This is a genomic window from Streptococcus sp. 27098_8_103 (assembly GCF_041432345.1).
Classification (GTDB): domain Bacteria; phylum Bacillota; class Bacilli; order Lactobacillales; family Streptococcaceae; genus Streptococcus; species Streptococcus mitis_BV.
In genome coordinates, this window is the sequence record NZ_JAPVZK010000014.1 from 44346 (window position 1) to 56889 (window position 12544).

A 12544-nucleotide genomic window follows, 5' to 3' on the forward strand; every position below is an offset into this window, starting at 1 on the left:
AATGAAAAAATATTTTATTGGCGGTTTGGGAAGCAATGTCTATCATAGCAAGGATTTTCTTCAAGAACTCAATTCGCAGATTTATTTTCTAAATCCATATGAAAAGCATCTTCGAGATGAAACAGAATTGAAATTATGGTTTAAAAATGAGATTGTAGAAGGAGACTCTATCTGTCTGATAGGTCATTCTCTTGGAGGAGATTTGGCGCGTTATCTTGCATCGGAATTTTATGAAGTGACAAAACTGATTCTTTTGGATGGTGGCTATCTAGATTTAGATAAGATTTTACCTTTAGATGTGGAATTAGAGGAAATAAAAAACTATATTGAATCTCAAGTTGTTTCGGACTTAAATCTTCTTATTTCTAACGAAAAATCTGAAGCAAAGCATTGGTCAGAAAATATGGAGGAAGCTGTAAGACAGTCCTATCACTGGAATGCGGAGTATAATAGATATGAGTTAGCGATGAATTATGAAAATATAGAAGCGATACTTCGTCTACGAAGGAAAATACAAGCGTTTAAGAGAGAAGTGGGAGATACCTTGTTTATTAGTCCTTGCTATCCTAATGAAGCTACATGGAGAGAGGAAGCCCTCAAAGAATTGCCAGACTATTTTGATACTCTATTTTTAGAAAACCTTAGCCATGAGCTTTATACTGAAGCACCTAAAGAAATTGCTAGTCTGATTAATGAGTGGCTCGCTTATTCTCAATGAGCTACTTGTATCACTTAAAATGTTATAAGATTTAAATCTAAAAATCATTAATACTCAGATAACAAAAAACGAACAGGCTCTTTTTCTGTCATTCAGAAGAGAACTTGTTCATTTTTTTTATGGATTTAGTTTGCTTTTTAAAACACGCGATACACATAGGGATTCTCTGGTTTATCGACTTTGGTAAAGCTGTCGATTTCCAATGTTGGGAGGTTTTGTTTGAGTTCTTTATGATAGTGATTGACCAGTTTTCCTTTTGCTGTAATCCAAGTGTTGTCCTCATACTGACGGGTATTTCCCTTGGTCAGCAATCCATAGACACCTGAATCTGCGATACAGTGAATAATGCCGAAGCGGAATAGAAATTGGCTATTGGCATGACTGGGGTCGTTATAAACAAAGCCTGTAAACTGGACTGTCTTACCCTCAAACTCATCTGGATAGTCGTAGATAGCTTCCATGACTTCCATATAGTTTTCGTTGGTGATCTGAATACTATCTTGGGACAAGTATTTATCCGCCGCAGTTCGCATTTCCTTTTCATAAGCTGATTTTGAAAAATAAGAACTGGTATCTGGTTTCAAATATTGGCTTGTCGTACCTTCACTAGTCTGAATGGCTTGATCCGTACCTTCTGATAAGGGGAAATGATAGCCTTTGGCAGAAACAGTCTGAGAATCCAAGCTAACAGTTGGAAATGTTAAGCCGACGACAATAGGAATAGCCAGAAGAGCAATACTCATTACCTTCGCCAATCGGCTGTTCAGATGACTATGGGTTTTGACTTGCTTCATCCAGATATACAATTGAACGATTGCCAAGATAAAGGAAAGTACCATGGAAATATAGGCCAGATAGGAATAGTGCATGTTGATGTACTGGTTTAATTTACCCGACAGATGGAGATAAATGGTCAGTTCAAAATAGCCAGCTAAAACTAAAAATCGAATCATAGGATGACTCCAATCAAGAGAGAATATACTAAGACAACGAGTGTCACAATCGTAATGAAGTGACTGATAAATCGTGCTTTCAAGTAATTTTTCATCATGAGAATATTTTTGATATCCAGCATTGGGCCAATGACGAGAAAGGCCAGAACTGGTGCTAAACCGAAACTTGAGAGAAGAGAAGCCCCGATAAAGGCATCCGCCTCACTACAGAGAGAGAGAAGAAATGCCAAAAGCATCAAGAGCAGGATGGCAAAAAGAGGGGTCGCACTGATAGAGGTCAGAATCCGTGTCGGCACATAGACCTGTATAACAGAGGCAAAGAGACAGCCAAATACCAAATAACGGCCCGTATCAAAAAATTCATCAATGGCTTGCACAAAGACCTGAAAAACTTTTTTTACAGGACTCAAATGAGAAAAATCATGCTCATGGCAGGCCAAACGATTTTCTTTTTGAATCGGTTCTTGCCAGAAAAATCCTAGAAAAATCCCAAGTATCACAGCCACAACAATAGAACCCAGAGCTCGTAACAGGGCGACGTGTAATGAGTTGCCAAAGGCTGAATAGGTCGCAAAGAGAACAATGGGATTGATAACAGGTGCTGTCACAAGAAAGGGAACGGCTGTGTAACTGGGAACCTTTTTTTCCAGAAAACGATTGATAATGGGGACGATTCCACATTCACAAGAGGGGAAAAGTATCCCGACGAAGGTGCCAAAAAAGATTCTCCCCCAACGATTTCGAGGGAGAAAATGATAAACCTTTTCAGGTGTGATATAAACCTCAATCAGCCCTGAAACAATACTTCCTATCAGAACGAAGGGTAGGGCTTCAATGATTATAGAGAGAAAGATAGCCCCAGTCTGAAGCACACTAGATGGGAGTTGTTGGAAAGCAGTCATCTAGTTTTTCTTTTCTGCTTTGGCTTTTTTCTCTTTGTCATCAGGGAAAGTGACTTGTTTCAAATCAGGGAGTTTAGCAAACTCCTCAAACATCTTGTCCAAGTCATCAGTTTTTGTAAATTTTACAGCCATAGGTGCACCTCGATTCTAAATTCTACCTCTATTATACTATTATTTTGAGGAAAAGGGAAAAGTTAAAATTGAGTATCTAACGAATAATAGAGCGTGATATATCCTAGTATACACTATGATTGTGATATAATAATTGTGGAATAACGGAGGAAATGATGGAACATAAAAAGATCGGTCAGGTGACTGACGAAGTAAAAGAAATTTTTAATATTGTTCTTGAAGCTAGTGATATCAAAGTTAACAAAGAAGGTTTAAGAAGTCATATGTTGAAACGACATCATAATGATGTGATTCATCATATTGAAGATCTGGAACTCATACTAAGGAACCCAGATTTCGTCGGCATCAATCCACGAGAGAAAGACGCCAGTTTTGAATATGTAAAAAGATTTGATAATAATGTTCTTGTTGCGATTAAGTTACATAAAAGTGGTGATTTCTTTTATGTTCCGACCATGTATCGCTTACAAGATTTCAAGTTACAAAGTCGTATTAAGTCTGGGTAGATTGAGAAAGCTTGACAAAAAAATAGATAGTGCTAGAATAACATTAACGAAAGACATTTGAGGGCAGAAAGGTTCCTGCCGCACCTTGAAGAAGGTATCTGAGATGCTGGGTACACCGACCAGCCAAATGTCCGTTATTTCAAAGGAGGGGCTTAAATGCTCCTTTTTTATTTAAAATTTCAAAATAGATTATCCCCACCGCAGACTCTGTCTTGCGGTTTTTTATTTTTCAAAAACACGCATTTTGGACGATTAGAAATAGAAATCTAAATGCTATTCTTCACCACAACAATTAGGATAAATAATTTTTAACACGAGGGCTCTCCTTTCACCAAATTTGAGTCTGCCGATCCCTTGGCTATCCTTTCCTTTCACAAACGAGTCGCTTATTCAATTATAAGTTTACGTGCTCCTAGTCACAGTCAGTTGTGCTTGATGGAAAGAATGACACCTATAAAAATGCGAGGTAGTGACTATACCACTCACTTATTCACCACCCCGTGATTTGTAGTAGTGATAGGCTTTCTCGCTATTATTATAAAACAAAATAAAGAGCACAACACTTTTTCATTCTGTGTTGTGCCTTGAGTGAAACGAAAGGAATTAATTATAAAAGTTTAAAAAGTCAATGTGTTATTCCAGGTCAGGAACATCTTCCAGAACTGGCTATTATGTCTGATCCATTAAATACTTTTGATGTCATGGAGTGGTAAAAAAAGGTGGCAATGCTCTCTAAGTACAAGTTATTGCACTATAGAATATAAATCTATTCCCCACATATTGTTTTTAAATACTGTAAGAGCTAATTTGAAACGTTTAGCTTATGGTATAATAGATTCATGGATAAAAAATATGAAAAAATCTCCCAGGATTTGGGAGTGACGTTAAAGCAAATTGATACTGTTCTAAGTTTGACAGCTGAAGGGGCGACTATTCCCTTTATCGCGCGTTATCGCAAGGACATGACTGGTAGTCTGGATGAAGTGGCGATTAAGGCTATTATTGATCTGGATAAAAGCCTGACTAACCTCAATGATCGTAAAGAAGCTGTCTTGGCTAAGATTCAAGAACAAGGCAAGTTGACCAAGGAATTGGAAGAAGCTATCTTAGCTGCCGAAAAATTAGCAGACGTTGAAGAACTCTACCTACCTTACAAGGAAAAGCGTCGAACCAAGGCAACCATTGCCCGTGAAGCCGGACTCTTCCTGCTTGCTCGCTTGATTTTGCAGAATGTAGCTGGCCTAGAGAAAGAGGCAGAGAAGTTTGTCTGTGAAGGATTTGCGACTGGGAAGGAAGCCTTGACTGGTGCAGTTGATATCTTGGTCGAAGCCTTATCGGAAGATGTCAATTTACGTGCTATGACTTATCAGGAAGTGCTGAGACACTCTAAACTCACTTCTCAAGTCAAGGATGAAAGTCTTGATGAAAAGCAGGTTTTTCAAATTTACTATGATTTTTCAGAGACGGTTGGAAATATGCAGGGTTATCGTACCTTGGCCCTCAATCGTGGGGAGAAACTAGGAATTTTGAAGGTCAGTTTTGAACATGCGACGGACCGTATCCGTGCCTTCTTTGCTGCTCGTTTCAAGGTTAAAAATGCCTATATTGATGAAGTGGTTCAGCAATCTGTTAAGAAAAAAGTCTTACCTGCTATCGAGCGACGCATTCGGACAGAATTAACTGAGAAAGCAGAAGAAGGAGCTATCCAACTCTTTTCGGACAACCTGCGCAATCTCCTCTTGGTTGCTCCATTGAAAGGGCGCGTGGTTCTTGGATTTGACCCAGCCTTTCGTACAGGTGCCAAGCTAGCTGTCGTGGATGCAACAGGAAAAATGCTGACAACTCAGGTTATTTATCCTGTCAAACCAGCCTCTGCTCGTCAAATCGAAGAAGCCAAGAAAGATTTGGCAGATTTGATTGGTCAATACGGCGTGGAAATTATTGCCATCGGAAATGGTACTGCTAGTCGTGAAAGTGAAGCCTTTGTGGCGGAAGTTCTTAAAGATTTTCCTGAGGTTAGTTATGTCATTGTAAATGAAAGTGGTGCTTCTGTCTATTCTGCCAGCGAACTTGCTCGTCAGGAGTTTCCAGATTTGACCGTTGAAAAACGCTCTGCCATTTCTATCGCCCGTCGTTTGCAAGATCCTCTTGCGGAATTGGTCAAAATCGATCCTAAGTCAATTGGTGTCGGTCAATACCAACACGATGTCAGCCAGAAGAAATTATCTGAAAGTCTAGATTTTGTCGTGGATACAGTGGTGAACCAAGTCGGTGTCAATGTCAATACAGCCAGTCCAGCTCTTCTTTCTCATGTCGCTGGACTTAATAAAACCATTTCTGAAAATATCGTCAAATACCGTGAGGAAGAAGGAAAAATCACTTCACGCGCCCAAATCAAGAAAGTTCCTCGTCTGGGTGCTAAGGCTTTTGAACAGGCAGCTGGTTTCCTTCGTATCCCTGAAAGTAGCAACATCCTTGATAATACAGGAGTTCACCCAGAAAATTACGTTGCCGTTAAGGAACTCTTCAAACGTTTAGATATTAAAGACCTAAACGAAGAAGCCCAAGGCAAACTCAAGTCGCTTTCAGTCAAGGAAATGGCGCAAGAGCTAGACCTTGGTCCAGAAACCCTTAAAGATATCATTGCAGACCTTCTCAAACCAGGTCGAGATTTCCGTGATTCCTTTGATGCACCTGTGCTTCGCCAAGATGTCCTAGATATCAAAGATCTAGTGGTAGGCCAGAAGCTAGAGGGTGTGGTGCGTAATGTAGTTGACTTTGGTGCCTTCGTTGACATTGGAATTCATGAAGACGGCTTGATTCACATTTCGCATATGAGTCGCAAGTTTATCAAACACCCTAGTCAAGTTGTGTCAGTCGGAGATTTGGTGACCGTTTGGGTCAAGAAAATCGATACTGAACGTGAAAAAGTCAATCTGTCGCTCCTCGCTCCAAATGAAACTGACTGATTACGTCAAGCAGGTTTCACTAGAAGACTTCGGCAAACCTTTTATCCATCATGTTCAGTGGAATAGGCGTCTACGTTCGACAGGTGGGCGATTTTTCCCCAAAGATGGGCATTTGGATTTTAATCCCAAGGTTTATCAGGAACTCGGTCTGGATGTTTTTAGGAAAATTGTCCGCCATGAACTCTGTCATTATCACCTCTATTTTCAAGGGAAGGGCTATCAACACAAGGATAAGGATTTTAAGGAACTGTTGAAAGCAGTGGATGGATTACGCTTTGTGCCCTCCTTGACAAATAGCCACTCTAAACCACCCAAACTCTATCGTTGTCAATCCTGCCAGCAAGCTTATCATCGCAAGCGAAGGATTAATACCAAACGCTATCGCTGTGGACTTTGTCGAGGTAAATTGCTTCTGATAAATCAGCCTGAGGACTGATGAAAGCCGAGCCTACCCGTGATATACTATGTCTAACCTAGCAGAAAGAGGAAAAATCATGAACAGTAAATTTTATAAAATGAGACGAAATCGCATGATTTCAGGAGTTCTGGCAGGTCTGTCAGATAAGTGGAACTTTGATGTTACCCTTGTTCGTTTCTTGTTTGCCATTTTTACAGTTGCAAACTTTGGACTTGGCGTGATTATCTATATCATCCTAGCTTCTATCATGCCTACCAAGGAAGAAATCGAAGCAGAAATGTACGGAACAGGCCCACGCAAACGCAAAGAAGTCCAGGCCATTGACGATAATGAAGGCTGGTTTTGGTGAGGTAGAAACAGTTATTTTACTGTTAGTCTATGAATTCGACTAATCTATTTTAAAATTTTTGAACCCTTGTATCTGCAAGGGTTTTCTTCTTACTTTCTTTTTATGGTAAAATATTTTTAATGAAATGGCTACATTTCCCCCAATCTTACAAAAATGTAAGATTAAAGTCTCTTTTGTAAGGTTAGGTTATGGCAAGCGGTCTTTTTTTGATGTAAACTATACTCATAAAGAACAAAGGAGTAACATCATGAAACAAATCTTACATAAGAAAACAAGTAAACCAAGCCACAAAGAAATCGAGCGTGTTCAGCTAGGATGCGCTATGATGCAAGCAACATTTCATTTGATGGGATATTAAGAAAGGAGATTCTCATGACACTTTTAGATGTAAAACACGTTCAAAAAATTTATAAAACTCGTTTTCAGGGCAACCAAGTAGAAGCCCTCAAGGATATTCACTTTACCGTCGAAAAGGGTGACTACGTTGCCATCATGGGTGAGTCTGGTTCTGGTAAATCAACTCTTCTCAATATTCTAGCTATGCTGGATAAACCAACTCGTGGACAAGTTTACTTGAATGGAATTGACACCGCAACCATTAAAAATTCACAGGCTTCTAGCTTCCGTCGTGAAAAGCTGGGCTTTGTCTTCCAAGACTTTAACTTGCTAGATACTCTGTCTGTTAAGGACAATATCTTGCTTCCGCTTGTCTTGTCAAGGAGACCTATTACGGAGATGATGAAGAAATTGGTGGTGACAGCTGAGAATCTAGGCATCAACCAATTGCAAGAGAAGTACCCTTACGAAATTTCAGGTGGTCAGAAACAGCGTGTAGCAGTAGCCCGCGCCATCATCACAGAACCTGAAATTCTCCTTGCGGATGAGCCAACAGGAGCCCTTGATTCCAAGTCATCTGCAGCCTTACTTGATGTTTTTGATGAAATCAATGAGCGCGGCCAAACCATTCTCATGGTAACCCACTCCACAGCAGCAGCTAGCAGAGCCAAGCGCGTGCTCTTTATCAAAGACGGCATTCTTTACAATCAAATCTACCGTGGAGAGAAGACAGAGCGTCAGATGTTCCAAGAAATCTCTGATACCTTGACTGTCATGGCAAGCGAGGTGAATTAGTATGTTTCGATTAACCAATAAGTTAGCGGTATCGAACTTGATTAAAAACCGCAAACTCTACTATCCTTTTGCGCTGGCTGTTCTCTTGGCAGTCACTGTCACCTATCTCTTTTACTCTCTAACCTTCAATCCCAAGATTGCTGAAATCCGTGGAGGAACAACCATTCAGGCTACACTTGGATTTGGTATGTTTGTCGTCACCCTTGCGTCAGCCATTATCGTCCTCTATGCCAATAGTTTTGTCATGAAGAACCGTTCCAAGGAACTAGGAATTTATGGCATGTTGGGCTTGGAAAAGCGTCATCTTATCAGTATGACCTTTAAGGAGTTAGTGGTATTTGGGATTCTAACTGTTGGAGCGGGTATCGGTATTGGAGCCTTGTTTGATAAGTTAATTTTCGCTTTCTTGCTCAAACTGATGAAATTGAAGGTTGAGCTGGTCGCTACCTTCCAAATGAATGTTGTCATTGCAGTACTTGTTGTCTTTGGATTGATTTTCCTAGGCCTCATGTTCCTGAATGCCCTTCGAATCGCCCGTATGAATGCCCTCCAGCTTTCTCGTGAAAAAGCTAGTGGTGAGAAAAAAGGTCGTTTCCTACCTCTACAAACTATTCTTGGTTCCATAAGTTTAGGGATTGGCTACTATCTTGCCCTTACTGTAAAAGATCCTCTCACAGCCCTAACAACCTTCTTCCTAGCTGTTTTACTGGTTATCTTTGGTACTTATCTATTGTTTAATGCAGGAATTACCGTTTTCCTCCAAATCTTAAAGAAAAATAAGAAATACTATTACCAACCAAATAACCTTATCTCAGTCTCTAACTTGATTTTCCGTATGAAGAAAAATGCAGTTGGATTAGCAACAATCGCTATTTTGTCAACAATGGTCTTGGTTACCATGTCTGCAGCGACAAGCATTTTCAATGCTTCAGAATCCTTTAAAAAAGTGATGAATCCGCATGACTTTGGCATTACTGGACAAAATGTTGAAAAAGAAGATTTGGACAAACTCTTGAGCCAGTTTGCAAGTGACAAAGGTTATAGTGTCAAAGAGAAAGAAGTGCTTCGTTACAGTAACTTTGGTATTGCAAATCAAGAAGGAACCAAGTTAACCATTTTTGAAAGGGGACAAAATCGTGTCCAACCTAAAACAGTCTTCATGGTATTTGACCAAAAAGACTATGAAAATATGACTGGTCAGAAGCTTTCTCTATCAGGCAATGAGGTCGGCCTCTTCGCTAAGAATGATGGACTGAAAGGACAGAAAGCTCTAACTCTAAATAACCATCAATTTTCTGTAAAAGAAGAATTTAATACAGATTTTATTGTGAACCATGTCCCAAATCAGTTTAATATTTTTACTACTGATTACAATTACCTTGTTGTACCTGATTTACAAGCATTTTTAGACCAATTCCCAGATTCGGCTATCTATAATCAGCTGTACGGTGGTATGAATGTAAATGTCAGCGAAGAAGAACAACTCAAGGTCGCTGACGAGTATGATAAATACCTCGATCAATTTAATGCACAATTAAACACTGAAGGTAGCTATGTGTATGGTAGCAATCTAGCAGATGCTAGTGCTCAAATGAGTGCCCTCTTTGGTGGTGTCTTCTTTATCGGTATTTTCCTATCCATTATCTTTATGGTCGGAACCGTTCTGGTCATCTATTACAAACAAATTTCTGAAGGCTATGAAGACCGTGAACGCTTTATTATCTTGCAGAAAGTCGGTTTAGATCAAAAGCAAATCAAGCAAACCATCAACAAACAGGTTTTAACTGTTTTCTTCCTTCCTTTGCTTTTTGCCTTCATACATCTAGCCTTTGCCTACCATATGCTTAGTCTGATTTTAAAAGTGATTGGTGTAATAGATACGAATATGATGTTGATTGTGACCTTGTCTATCTGCGCTATCTTCCTCATCGCCTATGTGCTGATTTTCATGATTACTTCAAGAAGTTATCGCAAGATTGTGCAAATGTAAAAAAAGATACCTCGACTTCAAAATCGAGGTATTTCTTATGTTCTAAATGCTGAAAAGTTGTCCGAGTAGGAAGGTAACTCCCATGGTCAAGAGGCCAATAGCTAGGTTCCGAATCATAGCTGTTTTGGTTGGTGCTTTTCCAAGTCTGGCACTAGTGTAACCAGTGAGAAGAAGGGCCACACCGACGATAAGGACGGTAGCAGGGATACGGTATTCACTTGGGAAAATGGTAATTGAAAGCATGGGTGGTAAGCTACCAAGGAAAAAAGAAATAAAGCTAGAGATAGCAGCATGCCATGGATTGGTAAACTCTTCATACTCTATCCCATATTTTTCCTCTACCAAAGCCTTGAGCGGATTATTTAAAAAGGCTTTGTTGGTCAAGAGTTGAGCAGAGGTTTCACATTCTCCATTTTGGATATAGGCTGCATAGAGAGACTTTTTGGCTAGTTCCATATCTTGGTCTAGCAAGACTTGCTCACGCGCAACGGCTGCTTCCTCGGTATCTTTTTGAGTTGAAACAGATACATATTCTCCACCAGCCATCGAAAAGGCACCAGCTAAGATAGCTGCAAATCCTGATAAAAAGATAATCCAGATATTACTCGTAGCACTAGCAACCCCGATAACCACACCAGCAATGGAAATAATTCCATCATTGGCACCAAGAACACCCGCACGCAGGATATTTAAACGACCTGCAAAATTTGAATCGATTTCGTGATTTGTTTCTGACATACTATTCTCCTTTTGATCCAGTATAAAGGAAAAATATAATGAAATCAATCTTTTAAAAGTATCTGAAAAAAGTTGCACGATTTTAATGAAAAGAGCTTTTCTGTTTAAGCTTTATCAATAAAACATGCTATAATAGTTGCAGAAAGGTTAGTATTTATGGCTAGGATATTGGTTATTGAAGACAATAGTGACATTCAAGAGATTTTGCGAACACTTCTTACTGAGGAGCATGAGGTGATTCAGGCCTTTTCTGGTACAGAAGGAATCATGCTTTTTGACCAAGGTGGGATTGACCTCGTTTTGCTAGATATCATGCTTCCTGGGAAAAATGGGGATCAGGTTTTAAAAGCCATCAGGGAACAAAGTCAAACTCCAGTCATTATGCTAACGGCTTTGAGCGATAAGAAGTTAATCAGTCAATACCTCTTAGACGGTGCCAATGATTACATAGTCAAACCTTTTGATTTGGACGAAGTCTTTGCCAGAGTTACTGTTCAATTACGTCAAAGTGCAGAAAAACAGCCTATGGAAATACGAAAAACTGAAAATCTGCCACAAAACTTGAAAAATATCCAGTTTGATGCAGAAAGTTTTGAAATCAAAAATAGTCAGGAAACGATTCGTCTTGCCAAGAAAGAATGCTTAATTCTTCAAACTCTCCTCAAACATCCTAAGAAAATTTTCACCAAGGAAGAACTTTATGAATTGGTCTGGGAGGATAGCTACCTACCTGGAGATAATACCCTCAATACGCATTTGAGTAATCTTCGTAAAAAATTAAACCAGCTTGACCCAAATCAAGAATATATTGAAACCATCTGGGGAGTTGGGGTAAGATTAAAAGGAGACAAGCAATGACCTACATGATAATCTTTGTTCTACTGGTACTCCTAATTATTTTATCGATTGCATTGATTCGCTACCATCTAGCACTTAAAAACTTGAGTCAACAGATTGAGGACAAGATTCTCACAGGTAGTATGAAAAGAGTCGGAGTCAACATTTTTTCCAAACATTTTTTACATCTCTACCAGCAGATTGAAAATCTATTTCAAGAAGTAGAACAATCTCGGTTAGTGATGAAAAGGGAAAAGCAGACTCTGGATATGGCCATCAGCAATATCGCCCATGATATTCGGACACCTCTGACTATCGCTTCAGGTTACACCCAACAATTGATAAAGTCTCCTGAAAAGCAAGCAGAAACCTTACAAAAAATCGCCCAGCATCTTGATTTAGTCTCCAAACGTTTGGAGGCTCTTCTAGAATATCGTCGTTTGATGGAAGGAGCTGTCAAACCGAAACTGGAAGAAATAGATCTCTCAGCTTTTATCACCAAGAAGACTTTGGCTTATTATGATGTTTTTCAGGCGGCAAATATCATGCTTGATTTTAAGGTTGAAACTGATCTGAAAATGAGGACTGATGAAGACTTGCTGGATCGCATTTTACAAAATCTGCTTGGAAATGTCCTCAAACATGGCAAGGAAGAAGCGCGGCTATCTTTGCGAAAGGAAAAGGAACAGCTTGTCTTAGAGATTGCAAACCTTGTTAAACAGCCCATCAAAAGAATAGAAAATCTCAGCAACCGTTTTTATTCGGAAAATCTATCAGACACGGAAGAATCCTCTGGTTTAGGCCTTTATATCACTGAGGAATTATGTCATCTTCTTGGTGCAGAGATGAAACTAAGCACAGATGGGCAGTGGTTATCGGTTTTCATTTACTTTTAACGAAA

Annotated in this window: 13 protein-coding genes; 9 read left to right on the forward strand and 4 right to left on the reverse strand. The window is 39.5% G+C overall.

Annotated elements, in window-relative coordinates; translation table 11 throughout:
- Window position 1 precedes the first annotated feature (1 nt).
- Window positions 2-718 (forward strand): alpha/beta hydrolase, encoded by a 717-nt coding sequence (locus O3599_RS05755; protein WP_023947678.1) that lies wholly within the window; start codon window positions 2-4, stop codon window positions 716-718.
- Window positions 719-855: 137 nt separating this feature from the next.
- Here the strand turns inward: O3599_RS05755 and O3599_RS05760 are convergent, their stop codons facing one another.
- From O3599_RS05760 to O3599_RS05770, 3 genes are read right to left on the reverse strand one after another with little or no spacing between them, the layout of a single operon-like run.
- Window positions 856-1671, reverse strand: coding sequence for a TIGR03943 family protein (locus tag O3599_RS05760; RefSeq protein WP_023947676.1), 816 nt, complete (start codon window positions 1669-1671; stop codon window positions 856-858).
- Window positions 1668-2573: a permease gene (locus O3599_RS05765; protein WP_023947674.1), complete on the reverse strand. Its 906-nt coding sequence runs from the start codon at window positions 2571-2573 to the stop codon at window positions 1668-1670. The genes O3599_RS05760 and O3599_RS05765 overlap by 4 nt, the downstream gene beginning before the upstream one ends.
- Window positions 2574-2705, reverse strand: a complete 132-nt coding sequence (locus O3599_RS05770; RefSeq protein ID WP_004234728.1) for an SPJ_0845 family protein — start codon at window positions 2703-2705, stop codon at window positions 2574-2576. It abuts the gene before it with no gap.
- Window positions 2706-2860: 155 nt separating this feature from the next.
- On the opposite strand from O3599_RS05770, the gene O3599_RS05775 reads away from it, so the two are divergent.
- The 6 genes from O3599_RS05775 (at window position 2861) to O3599_RS05800 (ending at window position 10068) form a co-directional block, all read left to right on the forward strand.
- Entirely contained in the window at window positions 2861-3211 is a 351-nt protein-coding gene (locus O3599_RS05775; protein ID WP_371512232.1) for a hypothetical protein, read from the forward strand.
- A gap of 839 nt (window positions 3212-4050) precedes the next feature.
- Complete coding sequence (locus O3599_RS05780) at window positions 4051-6180, forward strand: Tex family protein (RefSeq protein WP_371512234.1); 2130 nt, start codon at window positions 4051-4053, stop codon at window positions 6178-6180.
- On the forward strand, window positions 6167-6616 hold the full coding sequence (locus O3599_RS05785) for a SprT family protein (RefSeq protein ID WP_371512236.1): 450 nt from the start codon (window positions 6167-6169) through the stop codon (window positions 6614-6616). The genes O3599_RS05780 and O3599_RS05785 overlap by 14 nt, the downstream gene beginning before the upstream one ends.
- Window positions 6617-6674: 58 nt before the next feature.
- Window positions 6675-6947, forward strand: a complete 273-nt coding sequence (locus O3599_RS05790; RefSeq protein ID WP_004254425.1) for a PspC domain-containing protein — start codon at window positions 6675-6677, stop codon at window positions 6945-6947.
- A 372-nt stretch (window positions 6948-7319) separates the two neighbouring features.
- Window positions 7320-8078: an ABC transporter ATP-binding protein gene (locus tag O3599_RS05795; RefSeq protein ID WP_023947666.1), complete on the forward strand. Its 759-nt coding sequence runs from the start codon at window positions 7320-7322 to the stop codon at window positions 8076-8078.
- Window position 8079: 1 nt separating this feature from the next.
- Entirely contained in the window at window positions 8080-10068 is a 1989-nt protein-coding gene (locus tag O3599_RS05800) for an ABC transporter permease (protein WP_004254430.1), read from the forward strand.
- A 42-nt stretch (window positions 10069-10110) separates the two neighbouring features.
- Here the strand turns inward: O3599_RS05800 and O3599_RS05805 are convergent, their stop codons facing one another.
- Window positions 10111-10806 carry a VIT family protein gene (locus O3599_RS05805; protein WP_000005264.1) on the reverse strand — a complete coding sequence of 232 codons (696 nt, stop codon included), beginning with the start codon at window positions 10804-10806 and terminating at the stop codon, window positions 10111-10113.
- A gap of 156 nt (window positions 10807-10962) precedes the next feature.
- Between O3599_RS05805 and O3599_RS05810 the strand changes: the two genes are divergently transcribed.
- A complete protein-coding gene (locus O3599_RS05810) occupies window positions 10963-11664 on the forward strand; it encodes a response regulator transcription factor (protein WP_004254438.1) in 702 nt (233 codons plus the stop codon).
- On the forward strand, window positions 11661-12539 hold the full coding sequence (locus O3599_RS05815; protein ID WP_371512237.1) for a sensor histidine kinase: 879 nt from the start codon (window positions 11661-11663) through the stop codon (window positions 12537-12539). Before O3599_RS05810 ends, O3599_RS05815 begins: the two co-directional genes overlap by 4 nt.
- Window positions 12540-12544 lie beyond the last annotated feature (5 nt).